At 72.4% G+C, this 23,173-nt stretch carries 17 protein-coding genes; 5 read left to right on the top strand and 12 right to left on the bottom strand.

From position 1 onward, the window contains the following. Positions 1-501: 501 nt before the first annotated feature. Positions 502-1,287 (top strand): transcriptional repressor LexA, encoded by a 786-nt coding sequence (lexA, locus tag BKD26_RS33535; protein ID WP_073755434.1) that lies wholly within the window; start codon positions 502-504, stop codon positions 1,285-1,287. A 141-nt stretch (positions 1,288-1,428) separates the two neighbouring features. On the opposite strand, the gene BKD26_RS33530 is transcribed toward lexA, so the two are convergent. The 5 genes from BKD26_RS33530 to BKD26_RS33510 all read right to left on the bottom strand — a co-directional run bounded on the left by BKD26_RS33530 (position 1,429) and on the right by BKD26_RS33510 (position 9,565). Then, complete coding sequence (locus BKD26_RS33530) at positions 1,429-3,408, bottom strand: ATP-dependent DNA helicase (RefSeq protein WP_084906077.1); 1,980 nt, start codon at positions 3,406-3,408, stop codon at positions 1,429-1,431. Between the two features lie 37 nt (positions 3,409-3,445). Continuing rightward, on the bottom strand, positions 3,446-5,224 hold the full coding sequence (locus BKD26_RS33525) for an IucA/IucC family protein (RefSeq protein ID WP_084906128.1): 1,779 nt from the start codon (positions 5,222-5,224) through the stop codon (positions 3,446-3,448). Positions 5,225-5,494: 270 nt separating this feature from the next. Continuing rightward, positions 5,495-6,238 (bottom strand): GNAT family N-acetyltransferase, encoded by a 744-nt coding sequence (locus tag BKD26_RS33520; protein WP_084906075.1) that lies wholly within the window; start codon positions 6,236-6,238, stop codon positions 5,495-5,497. A gap of 41 nt (positions 6,239-6,279) precedes the next feature. Then, positions 6,280-8,166, bottom strand: a complete 1,887-nt coding sequence (locus tag BKD26_RS33515) for an IucA/IucC family protein (protein ID WP_084906073.1) — start codon at positions 8,164-8,166, stop codon at positions 6,280-6,282. A gap of 31 nt (positions 8,167-8,197) precedes the next feature. After that, entirely contained in the window at positions 8,198-9,565 is a 1,368-nt protein-coding gene (locus tag BKD26_RS33510; RefSeq protein ID WP_084906071.1) for a diaminobutyrate--2-oxoglutarate transaminase family protein, read from the bottom strand. Between the two features lie 276 nt (positions 9,566-9,841). Between BKD26_RS33510 and BKD26_RS33505 the strand changes: the two genes are divergently transcribed. Together BKD26_RS33505 and BKD26_RS33500 are read left to right on the top strand one after the other, a co-directional pair. Then, the gene (locus BKD26_RS33505) at positions 9,842-11,017 is read left to right on the top strand and encodes a hypothetical protein (RefSeq protein ID WP_084906069.1); all 1,176 of its coding nucleotides are present in this window, start codon (positions 9,842-9,844) and stop codon (positions 11,015-11,017) included. 254 nt (positions 11,018-11,271) lie between these two features. Then, positions 11,272-12,456: a hypothetical protein gene (locus BKD26_RS33500; protein WP_084906067.1), complete on the top strand. Its 1,185-nt coding sequence runs from the start codon at positions 11,272-11,274 to the stop codon at positions 12,454-12,456. A 69-nt stretch (positions 12,457-12,525) separates the two neighbouring features. Here BKD26_RS33500 and hflX read toward each other — a convergent pair whose 3' ends face one another. From hflX to miaA, 6 genes are all read right to left on the bottom strand, one after another. Continuing rightward, a complete protein-coding gene (hflX, locus tag BKD26_RS33495; RefSeq protein ID WP_084906065.1) occupies positions 12,526-14,019 on the bottom strand; it encodes a GTPase HflX in 1,494 nt (497 codons plus the stop codon). A 188-nt stretch (positions 14,020-14,207) separates the two neighbouring features. Further along, positions 14,208-15,722 (bottom strand): M1 family metallopeptidase, encoded by a 1,515-nt coding sequence (locus BKD26_RS33490; protein ID WP_084906063.1) that lies wholly within the window; start codon positions 15,720-15,722, stop codon positions 14,208-14,210. An 81-nt stretch (positions 15,723-15,803) separates the two neighbouring features. Next, on the bottom strand, positions 15,804-18,410 hold the full coding sequence (locus BKD26_RS33485) for an HD domain-containing protein (protein ID WP_241518974.1): 2,607 nt from the start codon (positions 18,408-18,410) through the stop codon (positions 15,804-15,806). Positions 18,411-18,573: 163 nt separating this feature from the next. Further along, positions 18,574-19,446: a diaminopimelate epimerase gene (dapF, locus tag BKD26_RS33480; protein WP_107418090.1), complete on the bottom strand. Its 873-nt coding sequence runs from the start codon at positions 19,444-19,446 to the stop codon at positions 18,574-18,576. Positions 19,447-20,110: 664 nt separating this feature from the next. After that, a complete protein-coding gene (locus BKD26_RS33470) occupies positions 20,111-20,677 on the bottom strand; it encodes a DUF1129 domain-containing protein (protein ID WP_241518973.1) in 567 nt (188 codons plus the stop codon). 7 nt (positions 20,678-20,684) lie between these two features. Continuing rightward, positions 20,685-21,623: a tRNA (adenosine(37)-N6)-dimethylallyltransferase MiaA gene (gene miaA, locus BKD26_RS33465; protein ID WP_084906055.1), complete on the bottom strand. Its 939-nt coding sequence runs from the start codon at positions 21,621-21,623 to the stop codon at positions 20,685-20,687. A 251-nt stretch (positions 21,624-21,874) separates the two neighbouring features. Here miaA and BKD26_RS33460 point away from each other — a divergent pair, with 251 nt between their 5' ends. Together BKD26_RS33460 and BKD26_RS33455 are read left to right on the top strand one after the other, a co-directional pair. Further along, positions 21,875-22,048 (top strand): gliding motility protein, encoded by a 174-nt coding sequence (locus tag BKD26_RS33460; protein WP_347106070.1) that lies wholly within the window; start codon positions 21,875-21,877, stop codon positions 22,046-22,048. Positions 22,049-22,084: 36 nt separating this feature from the next. After that, on the top strand, positions 22,085-22,339 hold the full coding sequence (locus tag BKD26_RS33455; RefSeq protein WP_073755447.1) for an antitoxin: 255 nt from the start codon (positions 22,085-22,087) through the stop codon (positions 22,337-22,339). Positions 22,340-22,417: 78 nt separating this feature from the next. Here BKD26_RS33455 and BKD26_RS33450 read toward each other — a convergent pair whose 3' ends face one another. Then, positions 22,418-23,143 (bottom strand): class III extradiol dioxygenase subunit B-like domain-containing protein, encoded by a 726-nt coding sequence (locus BKD26_RS33450; protein WP_084906051.1) that lies wholly within the window; start codon positions 23,141-23,143, stop codon positions 22,418-22,420. Positions 23,144-23,173: the final 30 nt, after the last annotated feature.

The raw sequence follows: 23,173 nt of genomic DNA, 5'->3' as shown, positions 1-23,173 counted from the left end.
CTGGGAATACCCGCCGGGTATGGGCGGCCTCGCCCGGACACCCGGGGAGCCTCCTGGAGGTGGCGGATTCTCGCAGCGCCTGGGTGATCGCCTTCCGGTCACCGCGGCAATCGCTCGGCGGACATTTCCGAAGATCACCCGGCGGAACGCCGTGGGATTACCGTATGGGACCACCCGGCGGGCCGCAGGAGAGGGCGCCCCCGGCCATCCTGCGGGTTCACCCGGGCAGAACGCCCGACCGCGCTCGATTCCCGCCCCGCCCCACCCGGCGCCGGCGGTGGGCGTTACCGTGATGGCCTGAATTGCCACCGCACAAGAGGCTCACGAGGCGCCAGAGGCCCCCACGAGCCATAGTAAAGATCACCAAGCGATCGCACATACACCTAGTCACACGCACACGTAAGCCAATCTGCGATTTTTCACTCGAACGTGTGTTTGGCGCAACCTTTCGAAAGCAACTACCGTTGTCCAGCTAGGGAGACCATTTCGAGAGGGGCCGACGTGACCACCACCGCAGACAGTGCCACCATCACTGCCCAGGACCGTTCCCAGAGCCGACTCGAGCCGGTGCATGCCATGAACGAAGTAACCACGAGCGCGGAGGGGCCCAAGCCCACGCGCTCGCTGCCCGGGCGACCTCCAGGCATCCGGGCGGACAGCTCCGGGCTGACGGACCGGCAGCGGCGGGTCATCGAGGTCATTCGGGACTCGGTGCAGCGACGCGGTTACCCGCCGTCGATGCGCGAGATCGGCCAGGCGGTGGGGCTGTCCAGCACCTCGTCGGTCGCGCACCAGCTGATGGCACTGGAGCGCAAGGGGTTCTTGCGCAGGGACCCGCACCGGCCCAGGGCCTATGAGGTCCGCGGGTCCGACCAGCCCAGCACCCAGCCCACCGACACCACGGGCAAGCCCGCCGCGTCGTACGTCCCACTCGTCGGCCGTATCGCGGCCGGCGGCCCCATCCTCGCCGAGGAATCGGTCGAGGACGTGTTCCCCCTCCCCCGCCAGCTGGTCGGTGACGGCGAGCTGTTCGTACTGAAGGTCGTCGGCGACTCGATGATCGAGGCCGCCATCTGTGACGGCGACTGGGTGACCGTGCGCCGCCAGCCCGTCGCGGAGAACGGCGACATCGTCGCCGCGATGCTGGACGGCGAAGCCACGGTCAAGCGCTTCAAGCGGGAGGACGGCCATGTCTGGCTGCTCCCGCACAATGCGGCGTACCAGCCGATCCCGGGTGACGAGGCGACGATCCTCGGCAAGGTGGTGGCGGTACTGCGGCGGGTGTGACACACCTCGCCGGCTCCGACCGGGCCCCGGGACCCACTGCGCCGGTCCCGGGGTCTGCTTGCGCGCGCACGGCTCCCTTGCCCCGCCGGTCCCGAGCCGGTGAACCGGCGGGACCGGCCGGGACCGGGCAGGGCGTAACCGTTACGCGTCGGCCGCCTTGGCGGCGGCATCGATCGCGGAAAGGGAGCGGCGCACCTGGTTGCGGTCCGTGGTGTACCAGAAGTCGGGCAGCGAGGCCCGCAGGTAGCTGCCGTACCGGGCGTTCGCCAGGCGGGGGTCCAGAACGGCGACCACTCCACGGTCGCCCGTGGCACGGACCAGCCGCCCCGCGCCCTGCGCCATGAGCAGCGCCGCGTGCGTCGCCGCGACAGCCATGAAGCCGTTTCCGCCCGCCTCCTCCACCGCCTTCTGGCGGGCGCTCATCAGCGGGTCGTCGGGCCTGGGGAACGGGATGCGGTCCATCACGACGAGCTGGCAGTTCGGCCCGGGAACATCGACGCCCTGCCAGAGCGAGAGCGTGCCGAAGAGGCAGGTCTCCGGGTCATTCGCGAAGTTCTTGATCAGTTCGCCCAGCGTGTCCTCGCCCTGGAGCAGGATCGGCTTGTCGAGCCTGCCACGAAGCTCCTCCGCCGCGGCCTGGGCGGCCCGCATGGACGAGAAGAGGCCGAGCGTACGGCCGCCGGCGGCTTCGACGAGCTCGGCGAGCTCATCCATCATGTCGCCGCGGCTGCCCTCCCTGCCCGGGGTGGCCAGGTGCCTGGCGACGTACAGGATCCCCTGCTTGGGGTAGTCGAACGGCGAGCCGACGTCGATGCCCTTCCAGACCGGTACGTCCTCGTCCTCCGTGCCGACCGTGCCCTCGGGGGGAAGCCCGAGGGAGGCGCCGACACCGTTGAAGTCGCCGCCGAGCTTGAGCGTGGCGGAGGTGAGGACGACGGACCGCTCGGCGAAGAGCTTCTCGCGCAGCAGGCCGGAAACGGACAGCGGCGCCACCCGCAGCGACGCCCCGAAACGGTCGTGGCGCTCGTACCAGACGACATCGTACTCGGAGCCCTGGGTGATGCGCTCGGCCACGTCGTGCACGGTCTCCACGGACGCCTTGGCCTGCTTGCGGACCGCGTCCTCGTCCTGGACGGACTTGTCACGCGTCGTACCGAGGGACGAGATGACCGCGCGCGCCGCGTCGCGCAGCGCCATCAGCGCGTACGCGAGGTCCTCCGGGATCTCCTCCAGGCGGCCGGGCAGGGCCAGCTCCATGAGCCGCTCGAAGCCTTCGGCGGCCGTCTGGAGCTGGTCGGCGACCTTCTCGTCGACCAGTTTGGCCGCCCGGCGCACGGCACGGTTGACCTGCCCGGGCGTGAGCTCGCCGGTGGCGACGCCGGTGACCCGGGAGACCAGCTCGTGAGCCTCGTCGACGATCAGGACGTCGTGCTGCGGGAGCACCGGGGCGCCCTCGATCGCGTCGATGGCGAGCAGGGCGTGGTTGGTGACCACGACATCGGCGAGCTTGGCGCGCTCCCGCGCGGCCTCGGCGAAGCACTCCGCTCCGTAGGCGCACTTCGACGCGCCCAGGCATTCGCGGGAGGTGACGGAGACCTGCGACCAGGCCCGGTCGGAGACGCCGGGCGTCAGGTCGTCCCGGTCCCCGGTCTCCGTGTCGTCGGACCAGTCACGCAGGCGCAACAGGTCCTGGCCGAGCTTGCTGGTGGGCGCGGCTGTCTCGAACGGGTCGAAGAGGCCGTCCTCCTCTTCCTGCGGAACGCCCTCGTGGAGGCGGTGCAGGCAGAGGTAGTTCGAGCGCCCCTTGAGCATGGCGAACTCCGGGCGGCGCCGCAGCTGCGGATGCAGGGCGTCGACCGTGCGCGGCAGGTCGCGTTCGACGAGCTGCCGCTGGAGGGCCAGCGTCGCGGTGGCGACCACCACCCGGTCCCCGTGCGCCAGCGCGGGCACCAGGTATCCCAGGGACTTTCCGGTGCCGGTGCCGGCCTGGACCAGCAGGTGGGAGCCGTCGTCGATGGCCTGCGCAACGGCCTCGGCCATGGTGACCTGGCCTGGCCGTTCCACGCCGCCGACGGCGGTGACGGCGGCGTGGAGGAGCTCGGGGAGGGATGGCTTCGTCATAGCCAGTCCACCCTACGGCGCGCCACTGACAATCGGATCACGCGAGCGGATTGGGGACGGTGCCGTGAATGGCGGCGTGCGGCCGCTCGGAACGGTCGCGGTAGCCGTCCAGGTGCAGCCGGTTGCGGTTGAGGCACAGCCGCTCGATACGCGGCGTGAGCAGCTCGAACAGCTCGTAACGGTCCTTGAGCTCCGGGAAGCGCGCCTGGTGCCGCAGGATTTCGGCCCGTACGAGTGACCAGAAGTCCTCCTCCGGTACTCCCAGTTGCTCTTCGCACAGGGGCGCCAGGAAGCGGAAAACGCCGACGAAGAGGCCGGAGTGGATGAACTGGGTCAGGAATCCGGGCTCCTCGGTCAGGAGGACGGCCCGTACGTCGTCCGGCATCGTGTCGTGCTCGGGCAGCGGCCGGGCGCTGACGTTGATGTCGTCGACGAAGTCCTTGATCGCCAGCCGTACGGGGATGTCATGGTCGTCGAAGACGACGATGGCGTTCTCGCCGTGCGGGGAGAAGACGGTGCCGTAGCGGTAGAGGAAGTGCAGGAGGGGTGGCAGCAGGGCGGCGAAGAGGTGGCGGAGCCAGGCTTTGGGGGTCAGCCCTGACCGGGCCACCAGTTCGGCGGTGAAGGCGCGGCCCCGGGGGTCGGTGTGGAGGAGGGACGCGAGGGTACGGGCGCGTTCGCCGGGCGGCAGGCACAGCGGTTCACGCCAGATCGCGCCGAGCAGCTCCTTGTACTGGTACGGGGCCTCGGGGAGGTGGTCGTACAGCGGGTGCTCGACCGTGACGGAGGCGACCTCGCCGAGGAGGATCACGCCGCAGTCGTCGCGCAGGAACGGATCGGCGTCCCGCAGTGCGTGCACCCAGGCGGTGACGGCGGGAGCGGCCAGGGTGCGTTCGGTCGGCAGTCCGCGCCATACGAGGGTGTTGAGGACGGACAGCGGCAGCTTGACGCTGAACCGGTCGGGCCGGCTGACGTTGAGGAACGTACGAATCGACTGCTGCGGCAGCCGCAGATCGCTGTCGGCGGGGAGCGGCACGATCGCGCCCTCGGCGACGGCGGGCGCGTAGAGCGGCAGCAGCACCTCGTCCCACTGCCAGGGGTGCACGGGGAGGTAGAGGTACGTCGCGGGGTCGAGGCCGCGGGCGCGGAGTACGGCGGCGAAGGTGTCGCGGACGGCCGGGGCGAGCTCGCGGTCGTAGAGGTGCGCGGGGGTGTCGAGTGCGGGAACCCCGCGGTAGGCGGCGAGCGCGGTGCTGACGGCGATCCAGGGCAGCGGGGCGGGTCGGCGTGCTTCGGGCGCCCATTGGACCGCGTCGGTGGCGGAGAAGCCGATGCGGCCCTTGTTGAAGACGATCCACGGGTGGCCGGTCTGATGGCCTTCGAGTTCCGCGTAACCGAGGTCGGCGAGCCGGTCGGCCGGGAGGGCGCTGTGGTCCAGCCGTACGTCGGCGGCGAGGGTGATGGTCAGCTCGCGGAGGAGGTGGCCGAGCGTGGCTCCGTCCAGGCGGAGGAGGCGGCGGGCCCGGGCCAGGAAGTCGAGTGGGTCGGTGTAGGGGTGGCCGTCGCGGGTGATCGAGTGGGGGTCGACCCGCCAGCTGCCGTAGGCGGTCCGGCGCGCCGCGAAGGCGAGGGCGGAGCCGTCGTCGAGTCTCAGCGTGTACGGGTCGGTCGGTGGCCGTCCGTCCGGCGTGTGCCGTGGACCGGTCCGGCTCCGGTCGGCTGCGTGACCGGCCCGGGAGGCGGCCGAGTCGCCGTCCGGCGCGGTGGGTGGCCGGGTCGGCTCGATGATCTCCTCGTAGGCGAATTCGCCGAGCATCTTCGCGAGGAGGCGGCGGGAGGCCCGGGCCCACGCCTGCGGATTCAGCTCGGGCGGCGCGGCGGCCGGAGCCGGCGGCACCGGATGCGCCGGCGGGGTGGCCGGGGCCGTCGGGGTGGTCCGGGCCGGCGGCGCTGCGGGCGTCGGCGGGGCGGGCTTCGGCGGGGCGGGCGGCTCCGCGGAGTCATGGGTGGCAGGGGGTTTCGGCACGGGGACTCCTCCGGGTGGAACCGATGCGGGTCGAGCGGTGTATGTAAAGCAGCAGGCTGTTCACAGCAGGTGTCGCAAGGCGCGGTCGCGGATCATGAGGGCAGCTCGCTTGTCGGGAAGGTCGAGTTCGGCGGAGAAGCGGAAGCCGGCGCTCAGAAAGGCCGAGACGGAGGGGGTGTTGCGGATGTCGGGTTCGGCGATGACACGTGCGCAGCTGGGGCGGTTGTCGAGGACGAGGTCGGAGACGGCTCTGAGCAGGGTGGTGCCGACGCCCCGGCCGCGGTCGGCGACGCCTCCGACGAGGAGGTGGATACCGGTGTCGTGGGGTCGGGCCGGATACTGGCGGGCCAGCGGGTCGAGGTCGGCGCGGTAGATCTCGAAGTAGCTCACGGGAGTACCTCCGAGCACGCCCAGGCACGGCACGCTGCGTCCGTCGCCGTCGAGTTGGGCGCGTAGGTGGGCGTCCGTGACGGACTCGGGTCCGGCCAGTTCCCAGAACGCGGCGACCGCGGGGTCGTTCATCCACCGGCTGATCAGCGCGAGGTCGCGCGCGATGCGTACGGGGACGAGTTGGAAGTGACCGAGGGGGGTGGGGGCAGGGCCCCAGCCGGCGACGGTGTCGAGCAGATCGTCGACGCCGCCGTCCAGCGGCTGGTGTCCGGTGGCCGGGCCGTCCGGGCCGTCCGGGCCGAACAGCATGATCAGCTCGTCGGGCAACCGCAGATCCAGGGTGTCCTCCGTGCCCACGCCGGCCGGCGCGGGGGAACTGGGTCCGGTGTCGGAGCTCGCATCGGTGGGAGGCACGGGGCGCTGTCCTCTCGGCGGTTCGGGTGGTGTGTGGTGTGTCAGCGACGAAGGGGGTTGGCGATGGTGACGTAGACGGACTGGGTGTCCACGGGGCCGACGAGCTCGTCGAGACCGTTCAGCCGGGTCATGAGGTTGGCCTTGCAGCGGAGGGTCGGGCTGTCCAGGAGGCGGGTGGGCAGGGGTGAGCCAAGACCGGTGGCCGTGGTGAGGAACTGGCGGAAGGCGGCGAGGAGGAGGCGTTCGTCGGCGAGGCGCTGCGCGCCGAAGGCCCCGATCAGGCCGAGGACATTGTTGATGCCGAGGTAGTAGGCGAAGCGCTCGTCGGTGACGTCGTCGGAGACGAAGGTGTCGCTGTGGGTGCCGATGCCCGGGAGTCGGCGCTCCAGGGCGGCGCGGTGGGACTCGCGGAAGTAGTAGCCCTGGTTGTCGCGGTAGCGGCCGCCGCGGGGCCAGCCGTCGGGGTCGAGGATGACCAGGGTGTTCTGCTGGTGGGCCTCCAGGGCCACACCGGCCGTGCCGTCCAGCCAGAGGACGGGGCGGACGACCTGGTCGAGGTAGCGCAGGAACCACTCGGCGGCGACGGCTCCGGTGGGCCGGCCGGTGCGGGCGGCGAGCCGGGACACCGTGACGGCCAGGCGCGATCGCATCCGGGGCCTTCCGGGCCAGGGCCGCGGGGCGGTGAGGCTCGCGATGCAGACGGCGTCGTCGCCGAGGCCGAAGGGGTTGTGCCGGAGCATCACGTCGAGTCCGGGGACGGGCTCGCCGGACGGGGTGTCGACGGCGAGCCACGCCGGGTCGCGCACGATGTCGAAGCCCGGGTGGGCGGCCTGCCACTCCTTGGCGAGGCCGGTGCGCAGCAGGCGGTGCACTTCGACGCCGCGGTGGAGTTCCTTGCGCAGGTTCTCCCGGCGGGAGTTGGTGATGCGTACGCCGAGGGACAGCTTGAGCATGGCGGGCGCGCCCGGCCGGTGGACGGTTCGGACGGAGGAGGTGGGGTGCCAGGGGTCGCCGTGGGGGCCCAGGTCGTGGAGGAGGCCGGCGGAGAGGAGTTCGGTCACGGCGGGGCGGTGGAGCAGTTCGCGGGCCTGCCAGGGGTGCAGGGGCAGGGCTGCGGTGTTGTCGGGGAGGGTGAGGTCTCCGGCGAGGCGGGAGGTGAGTTGCCCGGCGGTCAGTGTGCGGCCCTGTTCGGTCCAGGCCGAGTCGGTGGCGAGTACGGACCGGTCGACGGCCACCCAGTGCAGGGGGAAGCAGCCGTTCAACTCGGGTGAGTACAGCCTGGCTTCGGATTCGGAGAGACCTTCGCGGCTCTTGGGCGTGGGATGGAGGGGGTGGCCCAGCAGCAGGGACTGTTCGGCGGTGAGGAAGAAGTCGGCGTCGGCGGCGGGGCCGGGGTGCTGGCGCCGGTGGGTGATGAAGTCGGCGGTACGGCGGATGGAGTCGGCGACCCGGCCGACCAGGTCGGCACCCTCCCGGTGGTCGCCGACGGGACCCGACTCACGGCTGAGAAGGGCCGCGACGGTCACCGCATCGGCGGACGGGGCGGTGGGCGGAGCGCCTTCGAGGGCGGGCGGGCCGAAGCGGTGCCAGCCGGTGGGTGACCAGTAGTGGACGGGGACGAGGAGGGCGGTCCCGCTGGCGTCGAGGGGGACGCGCAGGGTCTTCCCGGCCGGTTGGGGGAGGTTCTTCTCCCGTACCCAGCAGCGGAGGAGGTTTTCGACGGTGGCCGCGTCGGCGGCGTGGTGCGCGTCCGGGTGGTCGAGGTGGTCGGCCTCAAGGCGGTCGTGGGCCGGGCTGGGCCCGGGCAGGTCTTCGTACCCGCCCGAATGCTGGCGCGGCACTGTTGTCGACTCGCCCGGGCGGGGGCGGCCGGGGGCGGAGGGAGGGCCGTCGGCGCCAGGGGCTTCGGGTACGGGGGTGGGGTTCACGGAGGGGTCTTTCTGGTGAGGAGGTTCGGGTTCAGCGGGACGGTCCTGGGTCGCTCGGGCGGGAGGGGGTGCGCTCGGCGGCGGCCAGGGCGTCGGCGAAGCGGTCGAGGACGGCCACCGCCTGTTCGTCGGTGAGCGTCAGGGGAGGGAGGAGGCGTACGACGGCGCTGTGGCGGCCACCGAGTTCGACGATGAGCCCGCGCTGGAGGCACTCGCGCTGGACGGCCGCGGCGAGGGCGGGGTCGGGGGGCGGAACGTCGGCGGTGGTGTCCGGGGCGACGAGCTCGATGCCGATCATCAGGCCCCGGCCGCGCACGTCCCCGACGCAGGGGTGGGCGGCGGCCAGGCCCTGGAGCTGTCCCAGCATGCGCGCGCCGAGGGTCGCGGCGCGCTCGGCGAGGCGGTTCTCGCGTACGAAGGCGAGGGTGGCCGCGCCGGCCGCCATGGCGAGCTGGTTGCCGCGGAAGGTGCCCGCGTGGGCGCCGGGCTGCCAGACGTCCAGCGCCGACCGGTAGACGATGACGGCCAGGGGAAGGGAGCCGCCGATGGCCTTGGACAGGACCATCACATCGGGGACGACGCCGCTGTGCTCGACCGCCCAGAACGCGCCCGTGCGGCCGACGCCGGTCTGCACCTCGTCGGCGATCAGCGGGATGGAGCGGTCGGCGGTGATCCGTCGCATCCGGCGCAGCCAGGTGTCGGGCGCGGGGATCACACCGCCCTCGCCCTGGACGGGTTCGAGGATCATCCCGGCCGGTGTCGGGACGCCGGACTTGGGGTCGTCGAGCAGGCTCTCGGTCCAGCGGGCGGCGATCTCGGCGCCGCGCTCGCCGCCGACCCCGAAGGGGCACCGGTAGTCGTGCGGGAAGGGCAGGCGGGTGACCCGTACGTCAGTGGCGCCGCCGGAGGCGGCCAGGGCGCCGGCCGTCATGCCGTGGTACGCGCCGGTGAAGGCGAGCAGGCCGCGGCGGCCGGTCGCGTTGCGGACGAGTTTGAGCGCCGCCTCGACCGCGTCCGTACCGGCCGGTCCGCAGAACTGGATCCGTGCGTCGTCGGCGAGCCGGCGTGGGAGCGTGGTGAACAGCTCGGTGGTGAAGGCGTCCTTGACCGGGGTGGCGAGGTCGAGGACGTGCAGCGGGGCGCCGGAGGCGATGACCTTCTTGATGGCCTCCAGGACCACCGGGTGGTTGTGACCGAGGGCCAAGGTTCCCGCTCCGGAGAGGCAGTCGAGGTAGCGTCGCCCGTCGGCACCCTCGATCGTCAGGCCGCGTGCCCGCACCGGGACGATGGGCAGGGAGCGCGCATAGGTGCGGGCGGCCGATTCGCGCAGTGACTGGCGGCGCAGGATCCCTTCGTGCGCGGACGTCGGTGCCACCGGGGCTGATTCGGTCACGGCCACGGTTTCGGGTCCTCCCGGTCACGGTTGCGTTGCTCATCGGTAGGTGACTCGTCCGCCGCAAGGCGGCGACGAGCGCCGACCTTGTGTCCCCCGTGCGTACCAACGACGACATGTGGTCGGGATCACGGCCGCCGCGAAGATCCTTGGGATGGGGGAACCGCGGCCCTGCCGCGTGCCGTCCCCAACGGCACCGGCATAGTGGGGGGCTGCACTCCGGTGCCGAAGTTCAGCCGAATACAGACGTGTTCTGTCACGAAGTCCCAGGGGGATCACAACATGCGACCCATTCGTCCGCTGCTCGCCGCAGCCTCCGTCGCCGCGGCGCTGGCGCTGACGGCCACTGCCTGTGGCCCGAGCGAGGACAACGCGGGCGGTGAGCCGACCGCTTCCGCGAGCCAGACGTCCGACGGCAAGATCACGATTCCGGACGATCTGAAGGACCGGCTCAAGGAGCACGGGATCGATCTGGACAAGTGGAAGAACGGCGAGTGGAAGAACTGGGACAAGGACACATGGCTGCGTGAGGCCAAGGACTTCGTCAACCCGATCATCGAGGACCTGTGGGACCCGGACCGGATGAGGGACGCCGAGCAGCCTGAGAGGCCGGTCGAGGACGGCGACATCTCCGGCGACGAGGGCGTCACGGACCCGACGCCCGAGCCGGTCGAGGCGACGGCCGTGAAGGCGCCGTACCACTCCAGTGTCCCGGAGGCCGGCAAGGTCCTCTTCGACGGCCCCGAGGGCTCGATGGTGTGTTCCGCGACGGTGGTGAAGGACCCCGCGAACCCTGGCAAGTCCAACCTGGTGTGGACCGCGGGCCACTGCGTGCACGCGGGCAAGGACGGCGGCTGGTACCGCAACATCGCGTTCGTCCCCTCGTACAACGACAGCGGCAGGACCGGCGCGGAGCTGGAGAACGCGACCCGTGAGGACATCGCTCCGTACGGCGTGTGGTGGGGTGACTGGGCGCAGACCTCCGAGCAGTGGATCTCCCAGGGTGCGGCCACCGGTGGCCAGGGAGCTCCGTACGACTACGCGGTCATCCACGTGACCCCGGAGAAGGGCGGCAACGGCAAGTCGCTGGAGGAGACGGTCGGTTCGGCGCTTCCGGTCGAGTTCAACGCTCCGGCCGCGCCGAAGATCACCGACATGGAGGCGACGGGCTACCCGGCGGCGCCGCCGTTCGACGGCCAGCAGATGTTCCAGTGCGCGGACAAGCCGGGCCGGCTGTCCCTCGATGCGGCCCAGCCGACGATGTACCGCATCGGCTGCACCATGACGGGCGGTTCCTCCGGCGGCGGCTGGGTCGCGCAGGGCCAGGACGGTAAGCCCGCGCTGGTGTCCAACACCTCCATCGGCCCGGTGACGGCGGGGTGGCTGGCCGGCCCGCGCCTGGGCGACGAGGCGAAGGGCATCTACGAGGCGGTCAGCAAGAAGTTCGCGGGGCGGTAAACAGCGGTAGCAAAGGGCCGGCCCGTCGAAGGCCGGCGGGCCGGGCGTTTCGGTGGTGTACGAAAACGCCCGGCCCCAGCGGCGCCGCCCGGTGGAGACTCCGTGCAGGTCACCGTGGGTGGCAACTACCCCTGGCGGAACCGGCATAGAGTAGGGGCGCATTCTCACGCGGGCGGTCCCGGAAGACCGCCCGTCTTCGTGACAGGTCCATGGCATTTCGTATATGCACATGCGTTATCAGGGGGAATCGTTTCATGCGATCGCGATCCATACGCCGCCCACTCCTGGCCGTCACCGGCCTGGCCGCGGCTCTCACGCTGACGGCCACCGCCTGTGGCCCCACCGAGGACAAGGCGGCCGACACGCCGGCCACGACGAGCCCCGCCGACGGTCAGGGCGGCGGCGACACCGAACTTCCCAAGGACATCGCCGACAAGCTCAAGGAGCACGGCGTCGACCCGGAGAAGTGGAAGAACGGCGAGTGGAAGAACTGGGACAAGGACACGTGGCTGCGTGAGGCCAAGGACTTCGTCAACCCGGTGATCGAGGGGCTGTGGAAGCCCGAGCGGATGCGGTCCGCCAAGTCCCCGCAGAAGACGATGGCCGCCGGTGCCGTCCCGGGCGACCAGGGCGCCACCGACCCCGAGCCCCGGCCGGTCCAGGCCGTGGCGGAGGAGAAGCCCTACCACCAGAACGCCGCGCCGGTCGGCAAGGTCTTCTTCGACGCCCCCGAGGGGTCGATGGTCTGCTCCGCGACCGTCGTCAAGGACCCCGAGAACCCCGGCAAATCCAACCTCGTCTGGACCGCGGGCCACTGCGTGCACGCCGGCAAGGCCGGCGGCTGGTACCGCAACATCGCCTTCGTCCCCGCCTACAACGACCTGGGCAAGTCCCCGGCCGCGCTGGAGAAGGCCCGGCCGCAGGAGGTCGCCCCCTATGGCGTCTACTGGGCGGACTGGGTCGCGACCTCCGGCGAGTGGATCTCGCAGGGCGGCCCGACCGGCGGCGAGGGAGCCCCGTACGACTACGCCGTGATGCACGTGAAGCCGGAGAACGGCACCAAGTCCCTGGAGGAGACGGTCGGGGTCGCACTCGACGTCGACTTCAACGCCCCCCAGGCGGCGAGCATCCCCGCGATGGGCGCCTGGGGCTACCCGGCCGCCCCGCCGTACGACGGTGCGCTGATGCACAAGTGCGTCGACCTCCCCGGCCGCCTCACCCTGACGCCCGGTACGCCGACCATGTGGCGGATCGGCTGCACCATGACCGGCGGTTCCTCCGGCGGCGGCTGGTTCATCGAGAAGCCGGGCAAGAAGCTGGCGCTGGTGTCCAACACCTCCATCGGCCCGGTGACCGCGGGATGGCTGGCCGGCCCGCGCCTGGACCGGGGCGCGGAGCAGATCTACACGATGATGAGCGAGAAGTTCGCCGGCCAGTAGGCCACCAGTGAGCCCGAAGGCCCGCCCCCTCACGAAGAGGGGGCGGGCCTTCGGTCGTTCACCTGGACGTCAGTGCGCCGCCGGGACGTACGGCGCCAGGAACGCGGCCAGTTCCTCGTGCACCCGCGCCTTGAGCAGCGTGCCCTCCGGCGTGTGCTCCTCGGAGAGGACCTCGCCCTCGGCGTGCGCGCGCGAGACCAGCGCGCCCTGCGTGTACGGCAGGAGCACCTCGATCTCGACCCGCGGGCGCGGCAGCTCGGCGTCGATCAGCGCGAGCAGCTCGTCCAGGCCCGCGCCGGTCCGCGCCGACACCGCGATCGAGTGCCGCTCGATGCGCAGCAGGCGCTGCAGTACGAGCGGGTCGGCGGCGTCCGCCTTGTTGATGACCACGATCTCGGGCACGTCCACCGCGCCCACGTCGCGGATCACCTCGCGCACGGCGGCCAGCTGCTCCTCCGGCGCCGGGTGCGAGCCGTCCACCACGTGCAGGATCAGGTCGGAGTCGCCGACCTCCTCCATGGTGGAGCGGAACGCCTCGACCAGGTGGTGCGGCAGGTGCCGTACGAACCCGACGGTGTCCGCCAGCGTGTACAGGCGGCCGCTGGGCGTCTCGGCCCGGCGCACGGTCGGGTCGAGGGTGGCGAACAGCGCGTTCTCCACCAGCACGCCCGCGCCCGTCAGCCGGTTCAGCAGGGACGACTTGCCGGCGTTGGTGTACCCGGCGATGGCGACCGACGGCACCTTGTTGCGCCGCCGCTCCTGCCGCTTGATGTCACGGCCGGTCTTCATCTCCGCGATCTCACGGCGCATCTTCGCCATCTTCTCGCGGATCCGTCGCCGGTCCGTCTCGATCTTGGTCTCACCGGGGCCACGGGTGGCCATGCCGCCACCGCCGCCGCCACCCATCTGCCGGGACAGCGACTGACCCCAGCCTCGCAGCCGCGGCAGCATGTACTGCATCTGCGCGAGCGCGACCTGTGCCTTGCCCTCACGGGACTTGGCGTGCTGGGCGAAGATGTCGAGAATCAGGGCGGTCCGGTCGACCACCTTGACCTTGACGACGTCCTCGAGGTGGATCAGCTGGCCTGGGCTGAGCTCACCGTCGCAGACGACGGTGTCGGCCCCGGTCTCGAGCACGATGTCACGCAGCTCGTCCGCCTTGCCCGAGCCGATGTACGTGGCCGGATCCGGCTTGTCGCGGCGCTGGATCACTCCGTCGAGGACCAGCGCACCCGCCGTCTCGGCGAGCGCGGCCAGCTCCGCGAGGGAGTTCTCCGCGTCCTGCACGGTCCCCGAGGTCCATACGCCGACCAGCACCACACGCTCCAGGCGCAGCTGCCGGTACTCGACCTCGGTGACGTCCTCGAGCTCGGTGGAGAGACCCGCCACGCGGCGCAGCGCCGCGCGCTCGGAGCGGTCGAACTGGTCGCCGTCCCGCTCTCCGTCGATCTCGAAGCTCCAGGCGACGTCCTCTTCCATCAGGGCATCGGCCCGAAGGCTCTCGGTGCGGTTCTTGTCCGCGAAGCTCTGCGCGTCCTGGGAAGGGGATGAAGAGGAGGTCATTGGATCCTTACGTCGTGGGAGTACTCGGGCGGCTCAAGCGCCTCGAGCGGGAAACACTCGGTACGTCAGTCACAACGCGTGACTCCCCCGGATCATTCCCGGGGCGGGCCCTGGGCATTCCAGGGGCCCGGCAGCGCCGCCGACCCCTTGATGGTCGCACGGTACGGCCGGGCCCGTCACGCGGGTTTTCAGCGCTTGGCGGCGGAGGTCGGCGCCTTCGTGGAGCCCTTCGCCGGGGCCTTGCTGCTCCACTCCGGGTGGCCCGGCATCCTCGGGGTGCGCTCCCCGTAAAGCCAGCCCTTCATGAACCCGGTCAGGTCCCGCCCGGCCTCCTCCGAGGCGAGGCGTACGAAGTCGGCGGTGCTCGCCGTCCCGTGCGCGTACTGCGTCACCCAGCGCCGCTCCAGCCGCTCGAAGGCGTCCTTGCCGATCTCCTGCCGCAGCGCGTACAGGACCAGGGCGCTGCCGTCGTAGACGACCGGCCGGAACAGGCTGATCTTCTGGCCCGCCGCGGGCGGCCTGGGTGCGGCCGGCGGCCCGCCCGCCGCACGCCAGCGGTCGGAGTCGGCGTACGCCTGGCGCATGCGCCGCTCCAGGGGCTGGTTCGCCGTCTCCTCCGCGTACAGCGCCTCGTACCAGGTGGCGTGTCCTTCGTTGAGCCACAGGTCGGCCCACCGGCGCGGCGAGACGCTGTTGCCGAACCAGTGGTGGGCCAGCTCGTGCACCATGATCGATTCGACGAACCACTTGGGGAGGGTGCCGCGGGTGAACAGCGAGCGTTCGAAGAGGGACAGCGTCTGGGTCTCCAGCTCGAAGCCGGTGTCGGCGTCGGCGACGAGCAGCCCGTACGTCTCGAAGGGGTAGCGGCCGACCTTGCGCTCCATCCACTCCAGGTGGGCGGGGGTCCTCTTCAGCCAGGGTTCCATCCGCTCGACGTCGGCGGACGGCACCACGTCGCGTACGGGCAGGCCGTGCGGGCCGGTGCGGTGGACGACGGTGGAGCGGCCGATGGACACCTGGGCCAGCTCCGTGGCCATGGGCTCGCTGCCCCGGTACAGCCAGGTCTGGATGTCACCGGTGAGCGCCCGGGCGACCCTGCGCCCGTTGGCGACCACGGTCAGGTCCTTGGGGGCGGTGACACGGAAGGTGAAGTACGCCTTGTCGGCGGGGTGGTCGTTGCCGGGGAAGACGCGGTGGGCGGCGTCGGCCTGGTTGGCCATGGCCAGTCCGTCGGCGGTACGGACCCAGCCGCCCGCGTTCCTGGGGCCGGCCGGGTCGCTGGTGTGGGTGACGGCGATGCGTACCTGTTCGCCGGCGCGGACGGCCTGTGACGGCTCGATCACCAGGTCCTCGCCGGTGAGCGCGAACTCCGCGGGCCGGCCGTCGACCTCGACGGTGCGGACGGTGCCGTGCGTGAAGTCCAGGTTGATGCGGTCGAGCCGGTCGGTCGCCCGCGCCTCGATCTTGGTGACGGCGTCCAGCGGCTTGCTGTTGTCGCCCCGGTAGGTGAAGGCGATGTCATACGAGAGGACGTCGTACCCGGGGTTCCCGAGCTGCGGGAAGAGCGGGTCGCCGATGCCGAGCGGCTGCGGTGAGGGCAGCGCCGCGCCGATCAGCCCCGCCGAGGCCGCTGCCACCAGGGCCACGCGGAGGCGTCGGGGCGCGCGGCGCGCGGTGCGAGGTGCACGTGATGTGAGGGACATGGAGCAACCGCTACCAGCGCGCCGACCCGGCAACGCGACGGCGCGCGCCCCGCGCACCCGAACGGAGCCGAGGGCAGCGGCTCACCCGGTGGCGGCCGCCGGCTGCTGGGCGCGGCTCACGTCGTACACGCCGGGTACGTCGCGCATGGCGCGCATCAGGGCGGGCAGCTCGGCGGCGTCGGGGAGCTGGAGCGTGTACGTGTGGCGGACGCGCTGCTCGCTGGGCGGTTCGACGGTGGCCGAGACGATCGCCGCGCCCGCCGTGGCGATGGCCTCCGTGAGGTCGGCGAGCAGCCGTGGCCGCCCGAACGATTCGGCGACCAGGGTGACCCGGCACTCGGCCGCCTCCCCCCACCGCACCTCGACCGGCACCCGCCCGGCCGCCTCCATGCGCCGTACGGCGGGGCATCCGGCCCGGTGGACGGTGACGTTTCCGCCGCGTACCGGAAAGCCGGTGACCGCGTCGGGCGGCACGGGTGTGCAGCAGCGGGCCAGCCGCACGGGGGCGTCCGGCAGGTCGACGACGACGGCGTTCGCCGCGGCGTCCCGCGCCCGGGGGTCGGCGCTCACGGTGGTGGCGGGCGCACGGGGGGCGGCCGCCGGCACGTTCACGCCCTCCGGATGCGCCGCGAGCCAGCCGCTGATCGCGATCCGCGCGGCCGGGGTACGCGCGTACTTCAACCACTCGGGCGACGGCCCGGAGGCGGGGTCGTCGGCGCCGGGGACGCTGTGGGCGGGAGCGGGGACCCCGTGGGCGGGGCCTCGGTGGGCGGGGGCGTCTTGAGCGCAGGCACCCCGCGCAGGGTCACCGTGCGGTGGGGCCCCGTGGGCACCCTCGTGGTGGGCACAGGCTCCCTGCGCGGCCACCCCGTGCGCGGCGGTGTCGTGGGCGCGCGCCTCATGGGTACGGCACCCATCGGCGCAGCCGTCGTCGGTGGGAGCTCCGTCGGCGCGGGCGCCGTGGGCGCAGCCTCCCTGCGCGGCTCCCCCTCGCGCGTCGGCACCGTGGGCGCGCGCCTCGTGCGTACCGCACCCGTGGACGCACGTGTCTTGGCCCGTACCGCCGGGCGCCCCGGCGCATTGGGCGGGGTCCTCGGGGGGCAAGTCCGGGGCGGGTCCGACGTGCGTGGGGCCCGCGGGGGCGGGGCCGTGGCCTGGTCCGTCCCCGGGGCGGTCCCCCGGCTCGCCCCGTGCGAGCAGCAGCTGCACCGTGTCCCCGTCGTTCAGGACCGTCCCGAGCGCCGCCAGGCGGCCGTTGACGCGCGCGCCGACGCAGGTGTGGGCCGCCTCGCCGTACTGCGCGTACGCGGCGTCCACGCACGTCGCACCGGCCGGCAGCGCGAGCGTGCCGCCGTCGGAGCGGAATACGGTGATCTCGCCGTCCTGGGCGAGGTCGGCGCGCAGCGAGGTCCAGAAGGTGTCGGGGTCGGGGGTGGCCTGCTGCCACTCGAGCAGCCGGGAGAGCCAGCCGGGCCGGGTCGGATCGGTGCGCTCGCCGTCCTCGGCGGGAACCGCGGGGTCGGCGCCCTCGGCCGGCGCCGCGTACGGGTTGCCGAGCGCGACGACGCCCGCTTCGGCGACCTTGTGCATCTGGTGCGTACGGATGAGGACTTCGGCGACGGCTCCGTCGGGCGCGGCGACGGCGGTGTGCAGCGACTGGTAGAGGTTGAACTTGGGCGCGGCGATGAAGTCCTTGAACTCGGAGATCACCGGGGTGAAGCAGGTGTGCAGCTCGCCCAGCACGCCGTAGCAGTCCGCGTCCTCACCCACCAGGACGAGCAGCCGCCCGAAGTCGGTGCCGCGCATGTCGCCGCGCTTGAGCCGGACGCGGTGTACGGAGACGAAGTGGCGTGGCCGGACGAGCACTTCGGCCGGGATGCGGGCCTCCCTGAGGACCGCCTTGACGTCGTCGGCGATGGCGGCCAGCGCGTCCACAGCGGTGGCGTTGCCGGCGATGAGGGCGCGGGTGTTCTCGTACTCGGCGGGGTGGAGGATGGCGAAGACCAGGTCCTCCAGCTCGGTCTTGAGGGCCTGTACGCCGAGCCGTTCGGCGAGCGGGATGAGGACGTCGCGGGTGACCTTGGCGATGCGGACCTGTTTCTCGGGGCGCATCACGCCGAGGGTGCGCATGTTGTGCAGCCGGTCGGCGAGCTTGATGGACATGACGCGTACGTCGTTGCCCGTCGCGACGAGCATCTTGCGGAAGGTCTCCGGCTCGGCGGCGGCCCCGTAGTCGACCTTCTCGAGTTTGGTGACGCCGTCGACGAGGTAGCAGACCTCGTCGCCGAACTCCTCCCTCACCTGATCCAGGGTCACGTCCGTGTCCTCGACGGTGTCGTGGAGGAGGGACGCGGTCAAGGTGGTGGTCTCGGCGCCCAGTTCGGCGAGGATGAGGGTGACGGCGAGCGGGTGGGTGATGTACGGCTCGCCGCTCTTGCGGAACTGGCCCCGGTGCGAGGACTCGGCGAGCACGTACGCCCGGTGCAGGACGGCCAGGTCGGCGTCCGGGTGGTGGGCGCGGTGCGCCTCGGCGACGTGGCTGATCGCGTCGGGCAGCCGGTCCCGTGTGCCGGGACCGAGCAGTGCGGCGCGGCCGAGCCTCCGGAGGTCGATCCTCGGGCGGCCGCGCCGACGGCTGGGCGCGGGGTTCGTGGCCTCTGCACTCAGGTTGGTGGCCTCTGCGCTCATGGGCACCTCCGACGGCGTCGACCGGCGGTGGGACGGGCAAGGCATGCCCGCCGGGCCGGTGCTTGATGCTACCGAGCCCACCACGTAGCGCTGACCTGCTCTCGCTCAGCGTGAACCGGATCACCCATTCGAGCGAAGGCTGCGCAAAGGTTCAGGGGGACGTTCAGACGAGCGCGGAGGCGAACCAGGCCGGGTCGATGCGGCCTTCGGCGACGATGACCGCGGGGCCGGTCATCTCGATCTCACCGTCGGGGCGCTCGGTGATCAGCAGCGTGCCGCCGAGGACGTCCACGGTGTACGTGACCGGCGTCCCCGTCTCGGCCGGGTCGGCGCCGTCGCGGCGGGCGGCGGCGACGGCCACCGCGCACGCGCCCGTGCCGCACGAGCGGGTCTCGGCTGCGCCGCGCTCGTGGACGCGCATGGCCACGTGGTGGGGGCCGCGGTCGACGACGAACTCGATGTTGACGCCGTACGGATAGACCGCGGCGGGGGCGTACGGCGGCTCGGTGAACAGATCACCGGCGTGGTCGAGGTCCTCGACGAAGGCCACCGCGTGCGGGTTGCCCATGTTCACGTTCCGCGCGGGCCAGCTGCGGCCGCCGACGGTCACGGTGACGCCGTCCTCGGGGAGCCGGGCGCGGCCCATGGAGACGGTGACGTCACCGTTCTTGGCGAGGTGGACGCGCTTGACGCCGCCGCGGGTGGCGACGGCGAGGTCACCGGCGGTGACGTGCCCGGCGTGCTGGAGGTAGCGGGCGAAGACCCGGACGCCGTTGCCGCACATCTCGGCGACCGAACCGTCGGCGTTGCGGTAGTCCATGAACCACTCGGCCTCGCCGGCCATGTCCCGCGCCTCGGGGTGGGCGGCCGACCGGACGACGTGCAGCAGCCCGTCGCCACCGATGCCGGCCCGGCGGTCGCAGACGCGGGCCACGACGGGGCCGGGCAGGTCGATGGTGTTGTCCGGGTCGGGCACGATCACGAAGTCGTTCTCGGTGCCGTGGCCCTTGAGGAAGGCGATGGGCGCGGTGGTCACGGGATCGGTGGTCACGGGATCAATCGTACGGGTGGGGTCCGACACCCGACGGCTCAGCCCGCACCCCCGGGCCGGGCCCCGGCCGCCGCTGCGAGGGAGGGGCCGTCACGGGCCGGGGCGGTCGGCTCCAGCGGGCCCGGCGCCGCCGGCCGCTGCGGGCCGCCCGGGCGGTTCGCCGCTGCTGTCTCGGACAACCGGGCCGGGGCGCGGCTCCAGGCCGCCGGGCCACCGGCCTGGACGGCGGGGACTCATCGGCCGGGGGGTAAGGCCATCCGGGGCCCGGGCCGTCGGCCACCGGCGCGGACGGCGGTCAGGCCTCAGCGGCCGGGAGGTCGGGCCGTCCCAGACCCGGCCGGCCGGCCCGCCTCAGACCCAGGGGTCGGCCCTTCTCAGGCCCAGAGGTCGGTCCCTCCCAGGCCCAGGGGTCGGCCCTTCTCAGGCCCAGAAGTCGATCCCTCCCAAGCTCAAGGGTCGGCCCGTCCCAGGCCCAGGGGTCGGCCCCTCCCAAACCCGGGCGATCGGCCCCTCCCAGGACCGGGCGGTCGGCCGCTGGGAAGCAGGCCGTCAGACCGGCCAGGCCGTCGGGACGCCGGCGCGGGCAGGGGGGCCGGCAGGGGTCCGCGCCGGCTGCCGTGCCCGGGCGGCGTTCACCGCGCTGCGGGCGTCAGCGGAGGCGGGCGACGCGCCAGACGGCGAGGATCACCGGGACGGCGACGCCGACGGCGTACAGGACGATCACGCGCCAGTCGGGGCGTTCACCGGAGCCGCGGGCGGGCAGGCCCGGCCAGGTGTAGCCGACGCGGCGGGCGGCCATCATGCCCCAGCCGGCGGCGCAGCCGCACAGCAGCAGGCCCAGCATGGCGAGGACCGCGCCGCCGTCGCCCGAGCCGAAGGCGAGGGGGAAGCCGAACATCAGCGAGCCGATCACGGCGAGGCCGACGATGGGGGCGAGCTGCCAGATGCGCAGCTTGCGCTGCGGGCGCAGTTCGACCTCGACCTCGTCGGGGGTGATCTCCGGGGTCCCGTCCTCGTTGAGGTCGGGACCGTCCGGGCTCAGGCCCGGTGCGTCACTGGCCACCTGGGGCTCGTCCGGTGCTTCCTGGTGTTCTCTGTCACGAGGGCCGGCCTCCATCGCCACGCGCCCTCCCAACTCGGATCCACTGGTCGATCGATGCTCGATGATGGCACGCCCCCGACCGCCGGAATGACGGGCAGGGCGTCCCGATGCCATCACGTGATCAGGCTGTAACCGCTCGTTCGACCAACGCCAGCGCCTGATGCGGAAGTTCCGCACGGTGGGTGGCGGCGCCGCTCAGCCAGTGCACGCGCGGGTCACGCCGGAACCACGAGTCCTGTCGGCGCGCGAAGCGTTTGGTGGCGCGTACGGTCTCGGCGCGCGCCTCCTCCTCGGTGCACTCGCCCGCGAGCGCGGCGAGTACCTGCTGGTAGCCGAGCGCGCGGGAGGCGGTGCGGCCGTCGCGCAGGCCGCGGGCCTCCAGGGCGCGGACCTCGTCGACGAGTCCCGCCTCCCACATCCGGTCCACGCGCGCGGTGATCCGCTCGTCGAGCTCGGGGCGTTCGACGTCGACGCCGATCTGGACGGTGTCGTACACCGAGTCGTGACCGGGGAGGTTGGCCGTGAAGGGCTTGCCGGTGATCTCGATGACCTCCAGGGCGCGTACGATCCGGCGGCCGTTGCTGGGCAGGATGACGCGCGCGGCCTCGGGGTCGGCGGCGGCGAGGCGGGCGTGCAGGACGCCGGAGCCACGCTCTTCGAGCTCGGCCTCCAGGCGGGCGCGGACGGCCGGGTCGGTGCCGGGGAACTCCAGGGTGTCGATGGCGCCGCGTACGTACAGCCCGGAGCCGCCGACGAGGACGGGCGTACGGCCGGCGGCGAGCAGCCGGTCGATCTCCGCGCGGGCCAGCCTCTGGTACTCGGCGACGCTGGCGGCCTCGGTGACGTCCCAGATGCCGAGGAGGTGGTGCGGGATGCCTCCCCGCTCCTCGGGCGTCAGTTTGGCGGTGCCGATGTCCATCCCCCGGTAGAGCTGCATGGAGTCGGCGTTGACGACTTCACCGCCCAGCTGCTGGGCGAGGTGGACGCCCAGATCGGACTTTCCGGCCGCGGTGGGACCGACGACGGCGATGACCCGCGGGGCGGGAGCTGCACTTCTCACTGTCCCAGTCTCGCAAACCTCCAGGCCGGTCCCCGAACGAGTTACGTGACGGCATGACATCGGCGTCGTTGCCTGTTGCGAGGTTCCGACCGCCGGTTTACGGACCGGCTCCACCGGGCGACGCAATGGGACGCTCCGGACGGCGCGGAATTTCGCCCACACGAGTACGCTATGGAGTAGATATGGGCGTTTTTGCACGGTTTCGCCGGCGTAAGGAGTCTGCCGAGGCCTCGTCCCAGGAGACGGCGGCCGTGACGTCGGCCGGCGAGTCGGTGGACGCCGCGGAGGAGACCGCGGAGGCGTCGGGCACGGCGGAGGCGGACCAGCCGAGGGAGGCCGCGGCCGCCGAGGGTGTGGAGATTCCCAAGCAGCAGTCGGCCGAGGAGGCGGCGGACAACGAGGCCGGCGAGGGCGCCCGTAAGTAGGATCCTTACGACGGTTACTCCGAGGGAAGGTGCCCCATGGGCTTCCTGGATTCGTTGAAGGCCAAGCTCGCCCCTGCCAAGGAGAAGGTCTCGGACCTCGCGCAGCAGCATGAGGGCAAGATCGACCAGGGGCTGGAAAAGGCCGCCAGGATGGTCGACCAGAAGACCAAGGGCAAGTACAGCGACAAGATCGAATCGGGTACGGGCAAGGCCAAGGACGCCTTGGGCCGGATCGCCCACAAGGACGACGGCGGTACGTCCACGACACCGCCGGCCCCACCGGCCTCCTGACCTCGTTCAGCCGGCCACGGCACGACGGACGGCCGCGAAGCACGATGGTGTGCTTCGCGGCCGTCCGTCGTCGTCCTCCTAGGACCAGGCGGCGACGAAGTAACCGACGCCGTACGGGGCGTCCTCGTAGAGCAGACGCCCGTCCAGGCCCGCGCCCTCCGCGGCGCCCGCCAGGACCTGCCAGGGCGCCCGGCCGGCCGCCTTCAGCTCGTACGCGAAGTGCTCGTCCAGCGCCGCGAGGGCACCCGTGTCGGCCGATCCCAGCGCCCGGGCGGCCCGCTCGTCGAAGGCGGCGGCGCGGTCGTCGAAGTACCCCGGCGCCTTGACGCTGCGGCACGCGCTGCCGTCCCCCAGCACCAGCAGGGCGACGCGCCCGGCCTGCGCGGCCAGCTCGCGCCCGGCCTCGGTGCACCGGGCCGGCTCGAGCCGCTCGCTCACGGCGAGGCCCTCGACCGGGGCGTCGGCCCAGCCGGTGCGGGCCAGGAGCCAGGCGCCCACGGCGAGCGACGGGGGCAGCGGCCCCGCACCGGCGGGCCAGGATCCGGTGCCGGCCTCCGTACCGAGCCGTACGTCGACGTCCACGCCGAAGCCCCGGAAGTCCCCCACCGCCCCCGCCGGGTACCGCTCCAGGCCCTGCTCCGCCCCCGGGCCGACCACGATCAGCCGGTCCGGGCGCGAGGCGGCGAGCACCGCGAGCGCGTCGGAGCACGCCGTGCGCGCACCGTCGAGCTCCGGCGCGGCACCGGCGGCGACGTCGGGCACCAGGAGCGGGGGGCAGGGGCAGACGGCGGCGGCGACAAGCATGATCCGCAGCGTAGCCGGTGAGGCCCGTCA

Origin of the sequence: Streptomyces sp. CB03238, from assembly GCF_002099185.1 — a bacterium.
GTDB lineage: Bacteria > Actinomycetota > Actinomycetes > Streptomycetales > Streptomycetaceae > Streptomyces.
This window is presented reverse-complemented; position numbering and strand designations above follow the sequence as displayed.